General features: G+C 67.1%; 21 protein-coding genes. 12 read left to right on the forward strand and 9 right to left on the reverse strand.

What is annotated here, in order from left to right; genetic code table 11:
* Nucleotides 1–68: 68 nt before the first annotated feature.
* From ACFWBU_RS10465 to ACFWBU_RS10475, 3 genes are read left to right on the forward strand one after another with little or no spacing between them, the layout of a single operon-like run.
* Nucleotides 69–1,220, forward strand: a complete 1,152-nt coding sequence (locus ACFWBU_RS10465) for an acyl-CoA dehydrogenase family protein (protein WP_169622105.1) — start codon at nt 69–71, stop codon at nt 1,218–1,220.
* Nucleotides 1,221–1,244: 24 nt separating this feature from the next.
* Nucleotides 1,245–1,991, forward strand: a complete 747-nt coding sequence (locus ACFWBU_RS10470) for a GntR family transcriptional regulator (RefSeq protein WP_378528199.1) — start codon at nt 1,245–1,247, stop codon at nt 1,989–1,991.
* A 29-nt stretch (nt 1,992–2,020) separates the two neighbouring features.
* Complete coding sequence (locus tag ACFWBU_RS10475; protein WP_296550728.1) at nt 2,021–2,473, forward strand: MaoC family dehydratase; 453 nt, start codon at nt 2,021–2,023, stop codon at nt 2,471–2,473.
* A gap of 6 nt (nt 2,474–2,479) precedes the next feature.
* Here the strand turns inward: ACFWBU_RS10475 and ACFWBU_RS10480 are convergent, their stop codons facing one another.
* From ACFWBU_RS10480 to ACFWBU_RS10495, 4 genes are read right to left on the reverse strand one after another with little or no spacing between them, the layout of a single operon-like run.
* Nucleotides 2,480–3,592, reverse strand: coding sequence for a PQQ-dependent sugar dehydrogenase (locus tag ACFWBU_RS10480; RefSeq protein WP_378528200.1), 1,113 nt, complete (start codon nt 3,590–3,592; stop codon nt 2,480–2,482).
* A gap of 38 nt (nt 3,593–3,630) precedes the next feature.
* Complete coding sequence (locus tag ACFWBU_RS10485) at nt 3,631–4,068, reverse strand: MaoC/PaaZ C-terminal domain-containing protein (protein WP_169651492.1); 438 nt, start codon at nt 4,066–4,068, stop codon at nt 3,631–3,633.
* On the reverse strand, nt 4,065–4,514 hold the full coding sequence (locus tag ACFWBU_RS10490) for a MaoC family dehydratase N-terminal domain-containing protein (protein WP_169622110.1): 450 nt from the start codon (nt 4,512–4,514) through the stop codon (nt 4,065–4,067). Before ACFWBU_RS10490 ends, ACFWBU_RS10485 begins: the two co-directional genes overlap by 4 nt.
* 31 nt (nt 4,515–4,545) lie before the next feature.
* The gene (locus ACFWBU_RS10495) at nt 4,546–5,619 is read right to left on the reverse strand and encodes an alanine racemase (protein ID WP_169622111.1); all 1,074 of its coding nucleotides are present in this window, start codon (nt 5,617–5,619) and stop codon (nt 4,546–4,548) included.
* A 92-nt stretch (nt 5,620–5,711) separates the two neighbouring features.
* Here ACFWBU_RS10495 and ACFWBU_RS10500 point away from each other — a divergent pair, with 92 nt between their 5' ends.
* The 4 genes from ACFWBU_RS10500 to ACFWBU_RS10515 are packed head-to-tail and all read left to right on the forward strand — an operon-like array spanning nt 5,712 to nt 9,540.
* Nucleotides 5,712–7,529, forward strand: coding sequence for an amidohydrolase family protein (locus ACFWBU_RS10500; RefSeq protein ID WP_169622112.1), 1,818 nt, complete (start codon nt 5,712–5,714; stop codon nt 7,527–7,529).
* A gap of 2 nt (nt 7,530–7,531) precedes the next feature.
* Entirely contained in the window at nt 7,532–8,200 is a 669-nt protein-coding gene (locus ACFWBU_RS10505) for a TetR/AcrR family transcriptional regulator (protein ID WP_296550731.1), read from the forward strand.
* Nucleotides 8,190–9,062 (forward strand): alpha/beta fold hydrolase, encoded by an 873-nt coding sequence (locus ACFWBU_RS10510; RefSeq protein WP_378528201.1) that lies wholly within the window; start codon nt 8,190–8,192, stop codon nt 9,060–9,062. Before ACFWBU_RS10505 ends, ACFWBU_RS10510 begins: the two co-directional genes overlap by 11 nt.
* Nucleotides 9,063–9,066: 4 nt before the next feature.
* Complete coding sequence (locus ACFWBU_RS10515) at nt 9,067–9,540, forward strand: nitroreductase family deazaflavin-dependent oxidoreductase (protein ID WP_169622114.1); 474 nt, start codon at nt 9,067–9,069, stop codon at nt 9,538–9,540.
* A 10-nt stretch (nt 9,541–9,550) separates the two neighbouring features.
* On the opposite strand, the gene ACFWBU_RS10520 is transcribed toward ACFWBU_RS10515, so the two are convergent.
* Nucleotides 9,551–10,567: an energy-coupling factor ABC transporter permease gene (locus ACFWBU_RS10520; RefSeq protein WP_378528202.1), complete on the reverse strand. Its 1,017-nt coding sequence runs from the start codon at nt 10,565–10,567 to the stop codon at nt 9,551–9,553.
* 153 nt (nt 10,568–10,720) lie between these two features.
* On the opposite strand from ACFWBU_RS10520, the gene ACFWBU_RS10525 reads away from it, so the two are divergent.
* Together ACFWBU_RS10525 and ACFWBU_RS10530 are read left to right on the forward strand one after the other, a co-directional pair.
* Complete coding sequence (locus ACFWBU_RS10525) at nt 10,721–11,944, forward strand: acyl-CoA dehydrogenase family protein (RefSeq protein ID WP_378528203.1); 1,224 nt, start codon at nt 10,721–10,723, stop codon at nt 11,942–11,944.
* 138 nt (nt 11,945–12,082) lie between these two features.
* A complete protein-coding gene (locus tag ACFWBU_RS10530) occupies nt 12,083–12,736 on the forward strand; it encodes a TetR family transcriptional regulator (protein WP_240952511.1) in 654 nt (217 codons plus the stop codon).
* A gap of 13 nt (nt 12,737–12,749) precedes the next feature.
* Here the strand turns inward: ACFWBU_RS10530 and ACFWBU_RS10535 are convergent, their stop codons facing one another.
* A complete protein-coding gene (locus ACFWBU_RS10535) occupies nt 12,750–13,559 on the reverse strand; it encodes an alpha/beta fold hydrolase (RefSeq protein ID WP_169651486.1) in 810 nt (269 codons plus the stop codon).
* Entirely contained in the window at nt 13,556–15,094 is a 1,539-nt protein-coding gene (locus tag ACFWBU_RS10540; RefSeq protein WP_378528204.1) for an ABC-F family ATP-binding cassette domain-containing protein, read from the reverse strand. The genes ACFWBU_RS10535 and ACFWBU_RS10540 overlap by 4 nt, the downstream gene beginning before the upstream one ends.
* Before the next feature lie 202 nt (nt 15,095–15,296).
* On the opposite strand from ACFWBU_RS10540, the gene ACFWBU_RS10545 reads away from it, so the two are divergent.
* From ACFWBU_RS10545 to ACFWBU_RS10555, 3 genes are all read left to right on the forward strand, one after another.
* On the forward strand, nt 15,297–17,069 hold the full coding sequence (locus tag ACFWBU_RS10545; protein ID WP_378528211.1) for a penicillin-binding transpeptidase domain-containing protein: 1,773 nt from the start codon (nt 15,297–15,299) through the stop codon (nt 17,067–17,069).
* A gap of 114 nt (nt 17,070–17,183) precedes the next feature.
* The gene (locus ACFWBU_RS10550) at nt 17,184–18,833 is read left to right on the forward strand and encodes an NTF2-like N-terminal transpeptidase domain-containing protein (RefSeq protein WP_378528212.1); all 1,650 of its coding nucleotides are present in this window, start codon (nt 17,184–17,186) and stop codon (nt 18,831–18,833) included.
* Nucleotides 18,834–18,894: 61 nt separating this feature from the next.
* Nucleotides 18,895–19,632, forward strand: a complete 738-nt coding sequence (locus ACFWBU_RS10555; RefSeq protein ID WP_378528205.1) for a sulfite exporter TauE/SafE family protein — start codon at nt 18,895–18,897, stop codon at nt 19,630–19,632.
* A gap of 40 nt (nt 19,633–19,672) precedes the next feature.
* On the opposite strand, the gene ACFWBU_RS10560 is transcribed toward ACFWBU_RS10555, so the two are convergent.
* The gene (locus tag ACFWBU_RS10560; protein WP_378528206.1) at nt 19,673–21,139 is read right to left on the reverse strand and encodes a peptide MFS transporter; all 1,467 of its coding nucleotides are present in this window, start codon (nt 21,137–21,139) and stop codon (nt 19,673–19,675) included.
* A gap of 68 nt (nt 21,140–21,207) precedes the next feature.
* Nucleotides 21,208–21,588 carry a DUF3054 domain-containing protein gene (locus tag ACFWBU_RS10565; RefSeq protein ID WP_169622122.1) on the reverse strand — a complete coding sequence of 127 codons (381 nt, stop codon included), beginning with the start codon at nt 21,586–21,588 and terminating at the stop codon, nt 21,208–21,210.
* Between the last annotated feature and the right edge of the window lie 59 nt (nt 21,589–21,647).

Raw genomic sequence — 21,647 nt, forward strand, 5'->3', positions numbered from 1 at the left:
GCGTGGTCAACAAAATGGCCGTACAAAGTTTGGTCGGGTCGCCACCCGGCACCGATCGAAGGATCCGCGTGAGCACTCTGAACGACGAAGAGACTTTTCTGATCGAGACGGTCCGCGACTTCGTCGACCGCGAGGTCAAGCCCACCGTGCAGGAAGTCGAGCACGCCAACGAGTACCCGGAACGCTGGATCGAGCAGATGAAGCAGATCGGCATCTACGGCCTCGCGGTACCCGAGGAGTACGGCGGATCCCCGGTGTCGATGCCCTGCTACGTGCAGGTGACCGAGGAACTCTCGCGCGGCTGGATGAGTCTTGCGGGCGCGATGGGCGGCCACACGGTCGTGGCGAAACTGCTTGCGCTGTACGGCACCGAGGAGCAGAAGCGCAGGTACCTGCCCAAGCTTGCCACCGGAGAGATCCGCGCGACGATGGCGCTCACCGAACCGGGCGGTGGCTCCGACCTCCAGGCGATGACGACCACCGCGAAGCGCGACGGCGACGATCTGGTGATCAACGGCGCGAAGACCTGGATCACCAATGCGCGACGTGCGGGGCTGATCGCGCTGTTGTGCAAGACCGATCCGCAGGCCACCCCGCGGCACAAGGGCATCTCCGTCGTTCTCGTCGAACACGGCCCCGGCCTGACGGTCTCACGGGATCTGCCGAAACTCGGCTACAAGGGCGTCGAGTCGTGCGAACTGAGCTTCGACAACTACCGGATTCCGGCCGAGGCGATCCTCGGAGGCGACCCGGGCAAAGGTTTCGGACACATGATGAAGGGCCTCGAGACCGGCCGTCTGCAGGTCGCCTCCCGCGCGCTCGGTGTTGCGGCCGCGGCACTCGAGGATTCGCTGGCCTATGCGCAACATCGCGAGAGCTTCGGGGTGCCCATCTGGAAACACCAGTCGATCGGCAACTACCTCGCCGACATGGCCACCAAACTGACCGCAGCTCGGCAACTCACCCGCTATGCGGCGGAAAAGTACGACAGCGGCGAACGATGCGACATGGAAGCAGGCATGGCGAAGCTGTACTGCTCGGAGATTGCGATGGAGATCGCCCTGAACGCGGTGCGCATCCACGGGGGTTACGGGTACTCGACCGAGTACGACGTCGAACGCTACTTCCGTGACGCACCCCTGATGATCGTCGGTGAGGGGACCAACGAGATCCAGCGCAACGTGATCGCGAGCCAACTCGTGGCCCGCGGCGGAATCTGACCGGTACCACCGGGATCGGCGGTCATGGACGGCAGAGCACGAGGGACGGAACCGGCCTACGCGCAGCTCGCCCGTCGGCTACGGGACGAGGTGGAAGCCGGCCGGTACAGCAACGGGACGCGCCTGCCTACCGAAGCCGAATTGGCCGAGCAGCACCGGGTGAGCAGGCAGACGGTTCGGCGTGCGTTCCAGGATCTCGTGGCGGACGGCATCGTCTACCGCGTCCCGGGGCGTGGCACGTTCGCGGACGAGTCGGGCAGGCGTTACCGGCGGCAACTCGGGTCGATCGAGGACCTCCTCGCGTTGTCCGCCGACACCGTCATGGAGATCGTCACCCCGCTACACAGGGGAGTCGACATCGATGCGGCGAGCCGGTTGCGGCTCGACACCGATCTGCTCTACTCGGTCGTGCTCCGGCGGGTGCACGGGGCCACCCCTTTCGTGCTCACCACCATTCATCTCCCCGACGAGATCGCGGCGCACGTGCTGGACGCACCGGCGTTGCGGGCGGGCGCGTCGAGCCGTAACACCGTGATCGGCCTGCTCGAGCCTCATCTCGACAGCCCGATCGTCGAAGCCGCACAGTCGATCACCGTGGCATCGGCATCCGAGCAGGTCGCGGCCGAGTTGAACTGTGCGGTAGGGCATCCGCTGCTGAGAGTGGACCGCCTGTACTCGAACGCCGAGGGACTACCGGCGGAGCTGTCGGTGAGTTACTTTCTGCCGGAGCACTACACGTATCGCGTCACCCTCAGGCGGACCGGGCATTGACCGCCACAACTACCCGAACAGGAGCACAAATGCGAGTTTTCCACGGAATCGATGAGGTCGAGAAGGCGGTCGGGGAGGACCTCGGCCACAGTGAGTGGATGGAGATCACCCAGGAGCGCGTGAACCTGTTCGCCGACGCCACCGGTGATCACCAGTGGATCCACGTCGATCCGGACAAGGCGAAGAACGGCCCGTACGGCACGACGATCGCACACGGGTATCTGACCTTGTCGCTGCTGCCGGTCCTCGGCGCGAAGATCTTCTCACTCGACGGCGTGACGATGAAGATCAATTACGGCGCGAACAAGGTGCGTTTCCCCGCTCCGGTGCCCGTCGGTTCGAGGATTCGTGCCGGCGCCGAGTTCACGTCGCTCGAACGCACCGCGAAAGGCGCGAATCTGGTGGTGAACTACACCGTCGAGGTCGAGGGCGGAACCAAGCCGGCGCTGGTCGCCGAAACGGTCGTCGTACTCGTTCCCTGATCCGTCTCAGGATATTTCGACGCGCAGGATGCGATCGTCGTCGTCGCCGGGCTGCCCGCGGCCGTCGCGGTTCGAGGTGGTCAACCACAGCGAACCGTCCGGCGCGGCGGCGACGGTCCTGAGCCGTCCGTACTCGCCGACGAAGAATTCCCGCGCGTCCACCGTGTCGTCCGGCCGGATCGTGATGCTCCACAGTCTTTCTCCGCGGAGGGCTGCCATCCAGAGCCGGTCGTCGGCGAAGGTGAGCCCGGACGGGGAGGCGTCGGATACCGGCCAGGTCGTGACGGGGTCGACGAACTCCGGAGCGCCGCCGGTCCCTTCCACGTCGGGCCAGCCGTAGTTCGCTCCGGGCGTGACGAGATTCAGCTCGTCGACGTCGTTCTGGCCGAACTCCGACGCCCACAGGCGGCCCGGTCCGTCGAACGCGAGTCCTTGCACGTTGCGGTGGCCGAGCGAATAGACCGGCGATGCGGGATCGGGGTTGCCCGGAGCGGGCGCGCCGTCCGGCGTGATCCTGAGGATCTTGCCGCCGAGCGACGCGGGGTCCTGAGCGAGTTCGGCGTCACCGGCTTCACCCGTCGCGGCGTACAACATGCCGTCCGGACCGAAGACCAGCCGTCCGCCGTCGTGGATCCGGGCCGCGGGAATGCCGTCGACGATCACGGACGGTTCCGACAGGGCCGTGCCGTCGTAGACGGCGCGCAGGATGCGGTTGTCCGCGCCGGTCGTCGCGTACAGGAAGACGAGGCCGTCGGCGTCGAAGGTTGGGGAGACCGCGATGCCGAGCAACCCCGATTCACCCTGCGCGACCACATCGCCGATGCGGCCCACCTCGCGGACGGTGCCGTCGGGGGCGATATCGAGTACCCGCCCCGAGTCCCGTTCGGTCACCAGCGCGGAACCGCCGGGCAGGAACGCGATCCCCCACGGAGTCTCGAGCCCGGATGCGACGGTTCCGGTGACACGCGGGTCGCCCGCGTCGGGTGCCGGCGACTCGGCCGTGGCGGTGCTCGCCCGGGTGGGTTCCTCGTCGATCGCGGGAGTGGACGGCGACGCGCACGCCACGAGGGGCACCGCCACAGCGGTGACGGCGAGCCGAGCCAGGAGAGTTCTGGTCACGTCGTACATCCTCTCGCGGCGCGCGCGATTCTGCCGGGTCAGGACGAGAAACGGATGCGGGCTTGCGTCTTCCCGAGGACCGTCCGGCCCGCTGCCGACACGGTGATGTCGACGCGTGCCACACGCTCCACGTCGTCGAGGCGGGCGACCTTCGCGGAGATCGACAGGTCGGCCCCGTCCAGCGGGTCGACGACGACCGGCCGCGTGAAGCGCGCTTCGTACGAGATCACCGAGGTCGGATCCCCGGCCCAGTCGACGACGGCCTGCAGTCCCAGTGCCGCTGTCAGCATTCCCTGGCACAGCACGCCGGGCAGGCCTTCCCCGGCGGCGACCGCGTCGTCGAAGTGGATCGGGTTGAAGTCGCCCGACGCGCCCGCGTAGCGAACCAGATCCGCCCGAGTCACCTTCAGGTCCGACTTCGCGACGATCGCCCCGAGTTCGAGATCGTCGAAACGTGGTGCCGTGCTCCGCGTCATGCGTCGTCTCCCCGGTGCAGCAGTGTCGATGTGATCGTGGCGACCGGATCCCCGGCGGTATCCCGGATCTCGCACACCGTGGCGAGGATGGAACTGCCGGCGCGTTCGGTGACGTCGGTGATGGTGAGTGTGGTGGCCAGCTCGTCGCCGGCGACGATCGGGCGGTGATACTCGATCTTCTCCGAGCCGTGCACCGTCCGATGTAGCTCGAGGCCGGTGCCCGGAGTTTCCAGAAGTTGCACAACCGCCGGGCTCTGGACGACGGTGGTGAAGGTGGTCGGTGCGACGACGTCCGCGAAACCTGCGGCACGAGCGGCATCGACATCGTGGTGGATCGGGTTCTTCGATCGCACGGCACGAGCGAACTCGCGGGTTTTCTCGCGTCCGACGAGATACGACGTCGCAGGGAAGACCCGTCCGCTCAAGTCGGGATTCAGTGGTGGCATCCACGGAGCGTAACGGTGAACGGCGGACGGGTCAGGTGGTGCATCCCCGCGCTGCGACCGGCCACCTGCCGACCACCGCGTCGCCGGAGACCGCCACCAACTCGTCGACCAGGTTCACGGCGTTGCATGCGTGGTTCGGCACCACTCGCACCCGCTCACCGAGCGCGGGCGGGGAGGTGTGACCCGGCCACTGCACGGTGGCGTGGTGTTCGGACAGCGCGACGATCCGGGCATCGGGCGTCCCCAGAATACGGCCGTATCCGGTTGCCCACGACGCCCGGTCGGCACCGAGAATCTTGCTCCCGGCGTCGAGGACCACGACATCGCCGCGTGCCGAGACCACCGTCGCGAGCGCGGTGAGCGCGAGGTCTTGCTCGGTGATCGCCTCGAGTTCGAGTTGCTGCGCATCGCCGAAGACGTATACGCCCGGCCGCAATTCCGTGGCTTCGGTCGGGGCCTCGATCATCACCGTGGGTGAGGAGCCGCCGCTGATCACCGCCGGTTCGATGCCCACTGCGCGCAGCGAGGCGGCCGCGGCCGCGAGCGCAACCGATTCTTCGGCGGCGGCCACCGGCGGAACGCCCGGACCATACGAGTGACCGGGAAAGGTGAAGACGCCGTGTACCTCGAGGCCTTCGTCGCGGGCGGACGCGGCGACGGCGCCGGCCCGCTCGGGAGGAACTCCGGTGCGGTGATGCCCGCTGTCGATCTCGACGAGCACGCCGACGCCGGTGCCGGCATGCGCCGCGAGTGCCCGGACGCCGGCGGTGGACTCGACCCCGACCGTGAGCCGGACGCGTGCGGCGAGTGCCCGAAGCCGCGCGCCGCGGGCGGCGTCCACCCACAAGGGGTACGCCACGAAGAGGTCGTCGGCACCCGCGTCCGCGAATACCTCGGCCTCGGACACCGTCGCCACCGTCAGCCCACAGGCACCCGCGGCGAGCTGACGCCGAGCGATCTCGACGCACTTGTGTGTCTTGACGTGCGGTCGCAGGTGAAGCCCGCGCGCGTCGGCCGACTGCGCCATCCGCGTGACGTTGCGGTCGAGGACATCGGTATCGACGACGAGAACCGGAGTCGCGTCGAGGTCGGGGAACGAGGTCATTTCCGCAGCCTATCGGGGGTGAGTGGGGTCCCGGGGGAGCACATCGGGATTTGGAGAGTGCGCAACCTCTATTTGGGGTTACACTCGGCCGCATGAGTGGTGTGGATCACAAGAACGAGGATTTCGATGTCGTCGTGCGCGGCGGCCTGTGGTTCGACGGAACGGGTTCGCCCGGAGCCGTCCGCAACCTCGGTATCCGAGATGGTGTCGTCGCTGCGGTGACGTCGGACGACCTGCCCGTCGGGGCCGGCACCGAGGTGGTCGAGGCGGCCGGCCGCTGGGTCATGCCGGGCTTCGTCGACACGCACACGCACTACGACGCCGAGGTGCTCGTCGGCCCGGGTCTGCCCGAGTCGGTGCGACACGGCGTCACCACGGTGCTGATGGGAAACTGCTCGATCTCCACGGTGTACGTTCCGCCCGTCGACGCCGCCGACCTGTTCAGCCGCGTGGAGGCGCTGCCCCGCGAACACGTGCTCGCGGCACTCGAGCGCTCCAAGACGTGGAACTCGCCGCGTGAGTACATCGATACCCTCAACGAACTGCCGCTCGGCCCCAACATCACCGCATTCGTCGGACACTCGGACATCCGTGCCTCGGTGATGGGTCTGGGGCGTTCGACGGACGGTGCCAATCGGCCGACCCGCGACGAACTCGCCGCGATCGACGCGCGGGTATCGGAGGCTCTGGACGCGGGTTTCCTCGGCGTCTCCACGATGACGAATCCGTGGGACAAGATGGACGGCGACCGCTACCGCTCCCGCACATTGCCCTCGACGCATGCCTCGTGGTCGGAATTCCGTCGCCTGCACAGGATCCTGCGCAGGCGTGGACGTGTGCTGCAGGCCGTCCCCAATCTCAACACGAAGTACGACGTGGCGTTCTTCGCGGCGGCGAGCACCGGACTCGGGCGCAAGCCGATGAAGACCTCCGTCCTCGCAGCGGCCGACACCAAGGCGGAGCGGTGGGTCAATCGAATCTTCGGCCCGATCGCGTACGCGGCCAACAAGATCGGTAAGGGCGCGTTCCGCTGGCAGCACCTGCCGACGACCTTCGAGGTCTATTCCGACGGGATCGATCTCGTCGTATTCGAGGAGTTCGGTTCGGGGCGGGCGGCACTGCATCTCCAGGAGGAGATGGGGCGCAACGACCTGCTGCGCGACGAGGCCTATCGCCGCTGGTTCCGTCGTGATTTCGAGAAGAAGTTCTCGCCGAGGGTCTGGCACCGGGACTTCGACGACACCCGCATCGTGGAATGCCCCGACGAGTCGCTCGTCGGCCGGTCCATCGGTGACGTCGCGCGGGAACGGAAGCTCCACCCGGTGGACACGTTCCTCGACCTCGTCGTGGAATACGGCCGGGAATTCCGCTGGCACACCGTGATCGCCAACGATCGACCCGCGGTGGCCGACCGGCTCATCCGGACGGAAGGCATCACCCTCGGTTTCTCCGACGCCGGTGCACACCTGCGCAACATGGCGTTCTACAACTTCGGCATCTGCCTGCTGCGACGAATCCACGAAGGTGAGCAACGCGGAAAGCCGGTGTTGCCCTTGCACACCGCTGTCCACAAGCTCACCGGAGAACTCGCGGACTTCTACGGGATCGACGCCGGACATCTGCGGATCGGCGACCGTGCCGACTTCGTCGTCATCGATCCCGCCGGCCTCGACGAGGACACGGACCGGTATCACGAAGCGCCGCTGGAACAATTCGGCGGACTGCGGCGGATGGTCAACCGCAACGACCGGGCGGTCACCGCGACCGCTGTGGCGGGCAAGGTCGTCTTCCGTGACGGGCAGTTCGTGGACGGATACGGGCGCACCGTCGGCACCGGCCGCTTCCTGAAGGCGGGTGTGGAGGAGCGCGGTCCCGCACCGGTACGGACGACGGAGGCGTCGGTGGGGTAGGAGTGCCCGTCCTGCACGGTGAGCGTCTGCCCCGGCGCACCCAGAAGGAACGACGCGAGGAAACGATCGGCCGGATCCTCGACGCGACGATCGCCTCACTCGCCGAACGCGGTTACACCTCCACGACCATCGGGGAGGTGTGCCGTCGTTCGGGAGTGTCGTCGGGCGGGGTTTTCCGGCACTTCCCCACGCGCCTCGACCTGATGGTCGCGGCTGCCGAAGAGGTGAGCGAACGCCAGTTCGTGAACTTCCGGGCGGGACTCGCGGTGCTCGGCCGCCTCGAGGAACGCAGCGGTGCCGATACCACCGTCGACGTGGTGCGTACCTGCCTGCTGTTGTTGCGCCGCGCATGCCGGGCGCCGATGAATTCCGCGTGGTACGAACTTCTCGGCGCGGCCCGCACCGATCCGGCACTGCGTGATCACCTCTCTCCGATGGCCGCCCGCTACCACGCGCAGATCGCCGACTTCGGCAGGTCGCTGCCGGTCGCAGATCGGTTGCCGCCTGCGCAGTTCGATCTGGTCCTGTTCTCGCTCGTGCACATGTTCGACGGCGAGGCGGTGTCGTCGATCGTGCATCCCCAGCCCGAACTGGAGGATCCGCGAATCGAAATGCTGGCCCGAATGCTCACCGGCGTCACATCTCGCATAAGTTCGGACGATGATCGATAACGAAGCTGCTCCCGGTTGGTTTGTCGACGCTCTCGCGACACCCGTCGACAAGGGCACCGTCGATGTCGACGGTGCGACCATCGCCTATCGCGCGTGGGGTGAAGCGGGGGGCCCCGGTGTGGTGCTCGTGCACGGCGGCATGGCGCATTCCGGCTGGTGGGACCACATCGGACCGCAACTGGCCCGGGGACGCCGAGTGGTCGCGCTCGATCTCAGCGGACACGGGGACAGCACCCACCGTGAGCACTACTCTCTGGAGGCGTGGTCCGCAGAGGTGCTTGCCGCAGCGGCAGCAGGGGGGATAACCGGACGCCCGGTGCTGCTCGGGCACAGCATGGGCGGGATCGTGTCCTTCGCGACCGCGCATTTCCACGGCGACCGGCTCGGGGGTGTGATCATCCTCGATTCCCCGATCCGCGACATGACTCCCGAAGAACTCGAGATGCGAGCCAAGATCGCCGCGAATGCCGGTCCGCCGAAGGTGTATCCGTCGGTGGAGGCGGCGGTGGCGCGGTTCCGCCTCGTCCCACCGCAGGACACAGCCGAGCCTTTCGTCCTGGAACACATCGCTCGCGAATCCTTGAAGCAGGTCGAAGGCGGGTGGTCGTGGAAGTTCGACAATCTCCGGATGGGTCGCGAGGGACGCGGCAGCCTCGAGAACATGACGCCCCGATCGCGGCTGGCCTATTTCCGGAGCGAGCACGGCATCGTCGACGACGCGCTCGCTGCGAAGATCCGCCGGCAACTCGGCCCGGACACTCTCATGGTCGAACTTCCTGCGGCGGGCCACCATCCCATGATCGATCAGCCACTGGCCGTCGTCACCGCCGCACGTACCGTGCTGGCCGGCTGGGAAGGGTAGCGCCGTGAATCCCTTCCGTCCGGTCGCCATCCGGATCGGTGCGCTGCCCTGGCTCCCGAACTACTCACGCCCGATCATTGCCGTGGACAAGACGATTCAGCGCGTCACCCGTGGAAAGTTCACGCTCCTGAAGATCGCGGACTTGCCGTCGCTGGCGCTGACGGTGCGGGGACGGAAAACCGGTGAGCCACACACCACTCCGCTGCTGTGCGTGCCGCACGACGGCGGCTGGCTCGTCGTCGGCTCGAACTGGGGCCACCCCAAGCCTCCGGTCTGGGCGCTGAATCTGAGCGAGGCAGACGAGGCGGTCGTGCTGTTCGAGGGTCACCGGACTCCGGTGTCGGTGCGGGTCGCCGAAGGTGAAGAGCGCGAACGGTTGTGGCCCGAGTTGCTGAAGACGTGGCCCAACTACGACCTGTACGCGCGCCGGACCGACCGGACGCTGCCCGTGTTCGTGCTGACCCCGGAACCCGGGTAGGGGCAGTCGCTCACGCAGCACTTGCCATGGTGCGCTTTTCCTCCCGCGGCGCGAGGACCCGGAAACAGACACCCGCGACGACGAAGGTGCCCAGAGTCCCGATCAGTGCCGCGACGCCGGCGGATCCGGGCCGATCGCCGACCGTGTACCCGGCGAGCGCACTCCCGGCGAAGCGGTGTTCTTCGACCCGGCGTGCCATGCATTCGCCGGTATCGGTGTCCGGGCCCCGTGTGCACCCCCGCAGAGTCGCCGCTTCCAGTGCATCGGGCCCGGACGCACCGAGCGGGGAGACGAGGCCCGCGATCACCAGTGCTGCGAATGCCAGCCCGGCGAGCAACACCCCGCGCGGATGTGCGGCGGGGCGGGCCGCTAGGGACTGGTCTCGCAACAGGAAGACGGACGCCGGGTGGACCAGGGTCACGGCGACGACCACGAGGGCAGTCACCAACCCGTCGACGAGCGCGACCGGGATGTGCACCGCGAACAGGTACGCCACGTTCTCCACGGGCGTGGCGGTGGCTCCTCCCAGCGCGTATTCGACGACGAAACTTGCGGTCGCGGCGAACACGGAGACGAATCCTGCGGCGAGGGACACGAGCGCCGGCGTCAGGAGCGGCGAGCGAACCTCGCGACGCACAAGAAGTGCCCGCGCGGCCACCGCGACCACGAATCCGGCGGCGACCGCGGCGAGCGCCATGTTGGTGACGTTCGCACCGAGTGCGGAAAGCCCACCGTCCGCGAAGACGAACGCCTGCACGGTGAGCACGATGGCCATACTCAGGGCGCCGACGAAGGGGCCGAGCAGGATGGCGGCGATCGCCGCCCCGACGACGTACCCGCTCACGCCGGGCAGGATCGGGACGGCAACCGTGTGCAGAGCGAAGATCAGCGCCGTGACCAGCGCGGCGAAGGGCACTGTCCGCACGTGGAGATCGCTGCGTGCGCACCAGGCGGCAAGGCACACACCGATCGCTGCCACGACATAGAACAAGACGGAGGCGCGCGGATCGATCAATCCGTCGCTCATGTGAAGTGCCACGACATCCACTTCGAGACCTCCCCGGCAGCGTGTTCGGGACGAAACAGTAACCCCGGCTACCCGCCGTCCGGGTGGGTTTCGGAGAGGCTGCCGACGATGCGGAGCATATACAGAAACCGGAACGTGTTCTATATTTCGGAGATGTACGAGTGGTCAGATACAGACCTCATGTTCCGCGATGCACTGCGCGGATTCATCGAGAAGGAACTCCGTCCGCATGTCGACAGGCTCGAGTCGGGTGAGTTGCCGCCCTACGACATCATTCGCAAGTTGTACTCGACGTTCGGCATCGACGAGATGGCTCGGGAATCGCTCGAACGGGCACTCGCGAAGGAAGAATCGGGTGAGAAGTCGTCCGGATCGGGCGGCATGGGCGGTTCTCCCGGAATGGCGGCATTGCTCAACATCGAGATCGCGGGGGTCAGTCTCGGTCTCGTGGCGTCTCTCGGTGTCAGCCTGGGTCTTACCGCCGGTACGATTCGCAGCCGCGGAACGCTCGCACAGAAGAAGCGGTGGCTGCCCGAACTCGTGACCTTCGAGAAGGTCGGCGCGTGGGCGATCACCGAACCCGATTCCGGCTCGGACGCCTTCGGCGGAATGAAGACCACGGTCCGCCGGGACGGTGACGACTACATCCTCAACGGACAGAAGACGTTCATCACCAACGGGCCGTACGCCGACGTCATCATCGTCTACGCGAAGCTCGACGAAGGAAACCCCTCCGTCGACCGGCGCGATCGCAAAGTGCTCGCGTTCGTGCTCGACAAGGGAATGGAGGGGCTCACCCAGAGCCCGCCGTTCAAGAAGATGGGCATGAACTCCTCGCCCACCGGCGAATTGTTCTTCGACAATGTGCGCATCACCCGGGACCGACTCCTCGGGGAGACCGAGGACAGCGGCAAGAGCGACGGCAAGGACAGCGCGAAGGAATCGTTCGCGGCAGAACGCATCGGGATCGCGTACCTGTCGCTGGGCATCATCGAGCAGTGCCTGAAGCTGTGTGTCGAGTACTCCAAGTCGCGCAAGCTCTGGGGCAGCGAAATCGGCCGGTTCCAGCTGATCCAGCTCAAGCTCGCGGAGATGGAGATCGCGCGGGTGAACGTGCAGAACATGGTGTTCAGTGCCATCGAACGCGCAGAGGCCGGGAAGCCTGTGAGCCTGTCCGAGGCATCGGCGATGAAGCTCTACTCGTCGCGCGCCGCGACCGATGTCGCGATGGAGGCGGTGCAGTTGTTCGGCGGAAACGGCTATATGGCCGAGTACCGCGTGGAGCAGCTCGCCCGCGATGCGAAATCACTGATGATCTACGCGGGGAGCAACGAGATTCAGGTGACGCACATCGCGAAGGGATTGCTGTCCAGGTAATTTCGCTGGTTTCGATAACGACACGTCGGGCATTCTCAAATTCGCCCGGCGTGTCGTCTATTCTCGGCACTACAACAATCCGGCCACCGACGAGGGGAGTGGCCGGTACATAGTTATCGAGCGGAAATCGGGGGAGCGATGTACGCGTACGATATGGACACCGGAATCAGGCCACCAGGCCATGTCGACGGGCGGTCGGCGCGTGCCGAACGCACGCGGCAGGCCGTGATCGACGCGCATATTGCGTTGATCCGTGCCGGTGAACTCAAACCCACAGGAGCGCAGATCGCGGCGCGCGCAGGTGTGTCGTTGCGGTCCCTGTGGGGTCATTTCGGAGATCTCGAGAAGCTGTTCGAGGCGACCGGCGCCGAACTCTTACGGCGCCAGGACGACGCGTACGAGCCCGTGGATCCGTCGTTGCCACTCTCCGAGCGGATCGATGCGTATTGCCGCCAGCGGGCCGAACTGCTCGAATTCATTGCGCCGTTCGCCCGATCGTCGGAGATTCGGGCGCCGTTCTCGCGGGAACTCCAGCACAATCGTCTGCGCTACTTCGAGCGGGCGGCGTTCGAAGCGCAAGTGTTGTTCGCGCGGGAACTCGACGGTGTGGGAAGCGAAGTGCGCTGCCAGATCGAGAGTTCGATCGCGATCAGCACGACGTGGCCGATGTGGGTTTCGCTCCGCGACGTGCTGCGTCTACCCGTGCCCGACGCCGTCGAAGTGATGAAACGCGCGGTCAAGGCGCTCATCTGCGAAGCAATGGCTGCCCGTCGTCCCGCAGCCGTGAGCTGAGCGCGAGGCCCGGTCAGCGCACGGTCCGGGCCTCGAGAAACGGCTCGATGACGGAGAGAACCTCCGGTAGCGCCGCCACCGTCGTCGCGTGGTCGAACCCACGCAGCACGGCCAGACGCGCGCCCGGGATCGAGCGCGATATCGCGCGGGTGTCGTCCACGCGCATGTGGTCCTCGGACCCGGCGACCGCGATCGTCGGAACATCGAGTGCCGCGAGGGCCTCGTCGTCGATCCCGGGCTCGAGGTCGGAGCGCCGGAAGTACGCGGCCAGCGCGAGTGGGTCGTTCGCGAGGAACGCCGCCCGCGTGGCCGCGTCCACCGGTTCCTGCCGCTGTCGTTCCCACTCGCGGACGAAACCCTCCATGCCGTCGCGCTCGAGCACGTCGACGCAGCCGCGAAAGAACATCGCGTCCATCGCCCCGCGCTGTGGTCGTGCGCTGCCGCCGAGCAGGACCAGGCCGGCGACCCGGTCCGGAGCGGCCAGGGCCAGCGCCAGCCCCGCCCTCGCGCCGAACGAGTACCCGACGTAGTGCACGCGCTCGACGTCCGCGGCGTCGAGCACGGCCAGCAGATCACCGACGATGCGATCCATCGCGTACGCGTCGGGCTCGTGCGGGGTGTCGCTGCGGCCGTGTCCACGCAGGTCCGGAAGGATCAGGCGGTACCGGTCGCCGAGCGCGCGCACGTAGCCGAAACCTCGCCACACCGAGGAGGACAGCGCGCTCCCGTGCACGAGCATCACATCGGGAGCGTTCTTCTCGTCCGAGCCGGCAATGGAGTACGAGAGACGGATTCCGTCGGCGGGGTTGGTCGTGACACTCATGTGCCCAGTGTGACCGACCGGGTGATCCCGATGTCGTCGAGGAACCGCTTGTCGTGCGAGACGACCACGAGCGCGCCCGCGAATCCGTGCAGCGCCTGCGTCAGATGATCGAGGCTCGGCAGATCCAGGTTGTTGGTCGGCTCGTCGAGCAGCAGCAGGCGGGGCGGCGGATCTGCCGCGAGGACGATCGCGAATGCGGCCCGCAGCCGTTCTCCGCCCGACAGCGCACCGACCGGCACGTCGCCGTCGCTGCCCCGGAACAGGAACCGGGCCAGTCGCGCCCTGATCTCCTGTGGAGGCAGATGAGGTGCCCGCTGTTCTGCGTTCTCCACCACCGACAGCGTGTCGTCGAAGATGTCGAGTCGCTGGGGGAGCAGCGCGAACGGCACAAGAGGGCCGGCCTCGACGATGCGGTCGAGCAGTGTCGTCTTGCCGGAACCGTTGGGGCCGCCGAGAGCGATACGTTCCGGTCCGACGATCTCGAGTGGCCCTTCCACCACGCGACTACCCGGATGCACGGTGGTTTCCGGAAGGTCGACACGAATCTCCCGGTCGTCGCGCACGGCGTCCTGCGCGTGTGCGAGGTGCGCTCGCGCGGAGTCGAGATTCGCCTCGTGTTCACGGCGGTACCGTCCCGCCGATTCCTGAGCCTGCCGTTTACGCGCACCCATGATGATCTTCGGTTCGCGTTTCTGCTCGAACATCTTGCGTCCGTACCGTTGTCGTTGCGCGAGGGTCGCCTGCGCGGCTGCGAGATCTCGTGTTTGACGCCGGACGTCGTTGCGCGCGTCGCGCACGGCGGCACGCGCCGCCTCCTGTTCCGCAGCGACGATCTGCTCGTATTCGCTGTATCGGCAACCGAACAGCCGGAGTTGCCCGTCGCGGAGTTCGGCGATCGTGTCCATCCGGTCGAGGAGGTCGCGGTCGTGACCGGCGACGACGACGGTGCCGGCGAAACGGTCGAGGGCCTCCTGCAGTCGCGCGCGTCCCTCCGCGTCGAGATTGTTGGTGGGTTCGTCGAGCAACAGCACGTCCGGTTCGTCGAGCAACCGTGCCGTGAAGGCGAGCAGCATCGTTTCTCCCCCGGAGAGGCCACCCACGGTGCGGTCGAAGTCGCCTTCGTCGTGCACGATTCGTTCCAGACCGAGCCGGTGCACGAGTGCGAGCGCGCGCTCCTCGATGTCCCAGCGGTCGCCCACGATGCCGAAGTCGCCGGCGTCTCCGACGCCGGATTCGATTCGCCGCAGGGCCCTTCGAATCTCGTCCAACCCGAGTACCGCCGCGACGGTTACCGACGGATCGAGCGTGACGTCCTGCTGGAGAAAGGCGACTCGGCCCCGGACGGTCAGCGCACCGCTCCGCGGCCGGAGGTGCCCGGCGACGAGACGGAGAAGTGTGCTTTTCCCGGTTCCGTTGCGCCCGACGAGACCGGTGCGCCCGAGTGTGAAAGTCGCGTCGAGGTTCTCGAAGACGCGGGTGCCGTCGGGATGGTCGTACGTGAGGCCGGACAGCGTGATGCCCGAGAGGGAAGACATGAGTGCTCCTGAGAGGTGGATCGATCGCGGGTGTGCCGCGTGGTCGACAACCACTACCGGAGCAACGCAGTTCTCCACTCGTTCGGTGACAGGGCCGAGTACCACGGTAGGTCGTGTGGCGACGGTCGTGCAACCGAATATCGACACCTCCCCGACGCTCCCGGCGGCGCGCACTGTCCGGCACGTCGTCGAGAATTTGGGCATGATCGACGTCGTGCGTATTCGACGGCAGTGGGTTTCCGCAGGCGTGGCACCGATCCTCGTGCTCGTGACAGCCGGATGCGGCTTGTTGGGGCCGGACCAGCCCGAGACGGTGGCCGCGGAGTTCGCATCCGCGCTCGACGCGGGCGATGTGCAGGCAGCGGCCGCGCTCACCACCGACCCGCAGGCCGCGGCCGCCGCGATCACCGGCATGTTCGACGGCCTCGGCACCAGCGATCCGGTGGTCGGCGTTGCGGGCACGGGCGACGGCAACACCTTCGACCTCGATGTCTCGTGGAATTTCGGGGAGGGACGCGACTGGGCGTACCGGACGACGGGGTCGGCTGTGGAGGACTCCGACTCGTGGAGAGTGCGCTGGGATCCGGCTGTGCTCTCCCCGGAACTCGCGGACGGGGCAGCAGTGCGTCTGGTGACCACCGCGGGTGCGCCGCCGACGATCTACGACCGGGCGGGCGGCACCCTGTTCAGCGAGCAGGTCGTCACGCTGGTAAATCTCGATGCGAACGCCGACCCCGCGGCAGTCGCACCGCTGCTCGCGCCCGTTGCCCCGACGATCACCGCAGAGTCTCTCGCCGCCGATCGGGCGAAAGCGCCCGGACAGTCGCTGACCGCGATCTCGCTGCGCGAGGACGACCTGGCTCCGATCGAGCAGCAGCTGACCGCCCTGCCCGGCGTCACGCTCGTTCCGCAATCGAGATTGCTGGTCGCAGACCGGGCGCTGGCCTCGCCGGTGTGGTCCGGCCTGGTGGAGTTGTGGGAACAGGGACAGGCCGAATCCGCGGGGTGGGTGGTCCAGCGGGTCGAGCCGGACGGGACCGCGCAGCAGGTGGCCGGCGAGACAGGGCCCGAGGCGCCCGACCTGTCCACCACGATCGATCCGCAATTGCAGATCGGGGCGGAAGCTGCGCTCGCCTCCCTCGACACTCCCGCGGTGATCGTCGGCATCGAGCCCTCGACGGGCGCAGTGCGCACGATCGCGCAGAACGCCGCCGCCGACCGCGAAGGTCCGCTCGCGCTCACCGGCCTGTATCCGCCGGGCTCGACCTTCAAGGTCGTCACCACCTCGGCTGCGCTTCAGGCCGGGCTCGCGGACCCGGACACGGTCCTGCCGTGTCCCGGAGTGGCGACGATCGAGGACCGCACGATCCCGAACGACGAGAGCTTCGATCTGGGGGCGGTGCCGTTGCACACAGCGTTCGCGTTCTCGTGCAACACCACGATGGGACAGCTCGCCGTGAACCTGCCTCCGACCGCACTGACGGACGCGGCTCGTCAGTTCGGGCTCGGCGCCGACTATGTCACGCCCGGACTTGTGACCGTCACCGGATCGGTACCGGAAACGGACACTCCCGCAGCCCTCGTCGAATCGGCGATCGGACAGGGACAGGTCACCGCGACACCCTTCGGCATGGCCCTCGTCGCGGCGGCCGTGGCGAACGGGAGCGCTCCGCTGCCGGTACTCGTCGAGGGGAGTGCGACGACCGTGGACGAGGAAATCGCTCCGGCACCGGCCGAAGTGACCGCTGCGCTGCGAACCATGATGCGCGAGACGATAACCGGCGGTACAGCAAGTATGTTGCGAGACATCCCCGATCTGACGGGTAAGACCGGGACCGCAGAGTACGGTGAAAACGACGGGGCGCACGGATGGTTCATCGGATCACGCGATAATCTGGCCTTCGCAGTGTTCGTGGCAGGGGCGAACGGTTCGGCTCCCGCAGTCGAAGCCGCCGGCAGGTGGTTGAGGGGGTAATCGGACGTGTGGCGTAATTGTGATTCGTTCGTAGGCACGCCGTGCTTGTTCCTCCTGTGGCTGAAGTGAAGGTTGGTTGTCATGGGATTTCGTGAGTGGCGGCGCAGGGGGCGGATGCGCGTGCTCGCCCTCACAGCGGTCGTCGTTCTGGTTGTCGCCGTGGCGGTCACTGCCTTCGTGGTCAACGGCTCACGGACCGACGCGCGTGGCCTGGTCGACGATTTCGTCGCCGCTCTCGACGCCCGTGACCCTGCCTCAGCGGCCTCGCTCACGTCGTACCCCAGCGCAGCAGAAAGCACCATCGGGCAGATGTTCGACGGCCTGTCCGACGGCACGGTCGACTACGAGGTCTCGCAATTCGTCGAACTGAACAGTGAGTCCGGGTATTTCACGCTCTCCGCCGCCTGGAATTTCGGCGAGGGCATGGACTGGGGCTACCAGGTCGACGGTGCGGTCAGGAAACTCGGCGTGGGCTGGCGAGTGTCGTGGGACCCGGACATCATCGTGCCCGACCTCGGCGGCGGACGAACCGTTCACCACGTCCGCACCGACGCCGCGCCCCCGAAGATCTTCGACCGCACGGGCCGCCTCCTCATGGAGGAACAGACGATCAACGCCGTCGTGCTCGATCCCGCCGCCATGCCCGACCCCGGCGCGACCACGACCCGGCTGGCCGAGGTGCTCGCACCTGTCGCTCCGGTCATCACCGCGCAACTGATGCAGGACCGGCTCGCGAACGACCCCGGCAACCGGATCACCGCCGTCAAACTGCGGGACCAGGACTATCAGTTCCTCGGGAGCGACATCGAGTCGATCCCCGGTGTCGAAGTGATCCAGACTCCCACGCTGATCAGCGCCGACCGACGGATCTCCACGCCGTTGCTCGATACGCTTCGCTCGGCGTGGCAACTCGAACGCGACCGTACCGCGGGTTGGGCGGTCACCCTCGAAGATCCCGAGGAAGGTCCGATCCAGGTTGCGGGCTTCCAGGGGCCGCCGCCCCCGGACCTCAATGCCATGGTGGACTCGAAGGTGCAGCTTGCCGCGAAGGAAGCGGTGGTCACCACGGGAACGCCCACCGCGCTCGTCGCGATCCAGCCGTCCACGGGCGGCGTCCTTGCCGCCGACGTGAACAACTGGGCGATGGAACTCGGTCCGGTCGCGACCCACGGCATGTACCCGGCCGGAGGCACGCTCGACCCGGTCCGGTTGGCCGCCGGACTCGACAAGGGCATCGACGGCGCCGATGTGAGCTCGGAAGATCTCGCAGAGACGGCCCGCCGGCTCGGACTCGGCCTCGACGTCACCGTGCCCGGCTTCGATTTCGAGACCAGCCAGATCGGCAATACGCGCTCCGGAGTGGTGCAGTTCGCCGGATCCGGCAACGACGACGCGCTGATCAGCCCCCTCGGAGCAGCTGTTCTGGCCGCCTCCGTTGCGCGCGGCGAGGCTGTGGCGCCGTCGATCGTGCAGGGTCAGCCCGCGACGATCAACGACCCGGTCGACGCGTTGCCCCCGCACGTCGTCGACGCCCTGCGCGGCATGATGGCCGACAACGTACAGAAGGGACCAGCGTCCTTCCTGCGTAAGCACGCGGGACTGTCGGGAGTCGCCGCCGCGAGCGGGGACGACCGGTGGTTCTACGGTTACAGCGGCGATATCGCCTTCGCGGTATTCGTCGCCGACGCCGACGGAGGAGACCGGGCGATCACGGTCGCGGATACATTCCTCAGCAAACTCGCGCAGCCCGACGAGGCTTTCTGACCTCGCCCGGCGAAACGCCGGTCCGGGCGCCCGGGGGCGGCAGGCGGTAGGTTCGGCGATCGTGACGGTCCTGGAACTGCTGCTGCTCGTGGTTGCGGGTTTCTTCGCGGGAGTGGTCGGATTCGTCTCGGGGCTCGCATCATTGGTGTCGTATCCGGCACTGCTCGCCGTCGGTTTGCCGCCGGTCGCGGCGAACGTGACGAACACGGTCGCGATGGTCGGCGTCGGCGTCGGAGCGCTCACCAACTCCGTTCGTGAAGTCGTCGATACCGGGCCGCGGGTGTGGAGGTGGACGGCCTACGCCGCGTTGGGCGGCGCCATCGGAGCCGGGGTGCTGCTCGTCGCACCGGCCGGTTCGTTCGAGGCGGTCGTGCCGTATCTGGTGGCACTCGCCTCTCTCGCATTGCTGCTTCAGCCCCGTATCCGCGCTTTGGCGCGCGGCCGCGACCTGCCGCGTGCGTACGCCGCTGCGTTGTTCGTCGTGGCCGTGTACGGCGGCTACTTCGGTGCGGGCGCCGGCGTCATGATTCTGGCCGTGACCTTGATCTGTACGTCCGAGAGCATATGGCGGGCCAGCATCCTCAAGAGTTATCTGCTGGGTACCGCGAACCTCGTCGCCGCGATCGGATTCGCCGTGTTCGGGCCGGTGCACTGGCCGGCGGCCCTCGCGATGGCTCTCGGCGCGTTCGCCGGCGGCTGGTGCGGACCCCCACTGGTCGCGCGGATCCCGCCGACCGCGCTTCGCGTAGGTGTCGCGACGGCAGGATTCGGTCTCGCCGCGTGGCTCGCGCTCACGTGAACCGCGTCCGTGGCAACGCGGCGAGACCTCCGGGCGGCACTCAGTTCACGCCGTGCATCAGCTTCTTGATCCAGGGCGAACCCACGGCAAGGACAACGCCGACCGCGATCGAGGCGCCGCCGATCCACAGGTAGTACGGCACTTCGTTGGTCTCGTCGTAGAAACCCGCCAGCGTGCCGGCCATCGCGCTGCCGAGGGCGACCGACAGATAGAACAACGCGACCATCTGTGTATGGAAGCTCTTCGGGGCGAGCTTCGTGGTCAGCGACAGGCCGACCGGCGACAGCAGCAACTCGGCAAAGGTGAAGAGCAGCAGGATGCCGACCAGGCCGAGCAGCGGGGCGCTGTTGGCACCGCCACCCGCCATCGGGATGAAGCACAGGAACGCGATGCCCATGATGATCGTGCCGGCAGCGAACTTGATCGGCGACGACGGCTGGCGCGGCCCGAGCTTGGTCCACACAGCCGCGAAGACACCGGCGAACGCGATGATGAACACCGGGTTGATGGACTGCACCCACGAGGGCGGGAACTCCCACCCGAACAGGTCGCGGTTCAGGCGGGTATCGGCGTACACCGCGACCATCGTGAACTGCTGCTGGAACAGCGACCAGAACACGGCGCTCGCCACGAACATCGGGATGAAGGACAGCACCCGGCTGCGTTCGACCGAGGTGATGTTCTTGCTCGAGAGGATGACCACGAAGTAGGTGATTGCCGCGATGACCGTCAGGGTGACGACGATGTCGGACAGACTGTTCGCGGAGATGATGCCGGTGGAGGCGAGGATCACGACCAGAACGAGCGCGGCCAGTGCGATTCCGCCGACACGCATCCGGCTTTCCGCCGGCAACGGGTTCGGCGGAACCTTGCCGATGTCACCGAGGTGCTTGCGGTAGAGCGTGTACTGCAACAGGCCGAGGAACATGCCGATCGCGGCGAGTCCGAATCCCCAGTGGAACCCGTACCGGACCTGCAGGAACCCCGTGAGCAGCGGACCGACGAGGGCGCCGATGTTGATGCCCATGTAGAAGATGGAGAATCCGGCGTCGCGGCGCTGGTCCTTCTCGTCGTAGAGGTCACCGACGATCGAGGTTGCGGTCGCTTTGAGTCCGCCACTGCCCACGGCCACGAGGATGAGGCCCACGCCGACACCGATGAAGCCCGGCAGCAGCGCGAGCGCGATGTGGCCGAACATGATCAGGATCGCGCTGTAGAACAGTGTCCGTTCGGAGCCGAGGAGACGGTCGGCGATCCATCCCCCGAGGATCGTCGACAGATAGACCGTGCCGCCGTACGCGCCGACGATCGAGGTTGCGGCGGCATTGCTGATCCCCAGACCACCCTCGGCAACCGAGTAGTACAGGTAGTAGATGAGGATGCCCTGCATGCCGTAGAAGGAGAATCGCTCCCACATCTCGACGCCGAACAGGTTGGCCAGCGCCAGAGGCTGGCCGAAAAACCTCGTATCGGATCGCGACTCCGGCACTGAAGCGGTGTCAGTCATATATCCACTGTTTCACCGTGGGACACCCTCGAGCCAATCGATCTCGAAAAATCACACAGTGGTTGTTCTCACGCGACCCGAGAATCGGACCGTCGGACCACACGGGCGAGAAGTCGCCAGCCGATCAGAGTCACGCCGAGGAAGCCGGTGGCGACGAGAATGAAGGCGGTGGCGGTTCCCTGACCGGTCGCCGCGCGGAGCAGCATGCCGCCGACAAGCGTGCTCACCCAGACGAGAAGGCCGGTGGGTGCTGCGGCGAACGCGTCGAACTTGTCGCGGTAGAGCCACGCGACGAGGAACCAGCCGACGGTCAGCCCGCCGAGGAACGGCCACGCGGTGCGTGCCAGGCCGACGAGATCGAGGACTTCTTCGTGGCTGGATCGGCCGAGGGCTGCGAACACGAGGATCAGGACCACGTCGGCAACCAGCGCGGGGGCGTACTTTTTCACGGCTTCAGGGTAGCGCCGTGGCGAACGTGTCCGAATGCACCGACGGGCGCCCCTCCGTG

The sequence above is a fragment of the Rhodococcus sp. NPDC060084 genome (genome assembly GCF_042730335.1).
In the GTDB taxonomy this organism is placed as follows: domain Bacteria; phylum Actinomycetota; class Actinomycetes; order Mycobacteriales; family Mycobacteriaceae; genus Rhodococcus.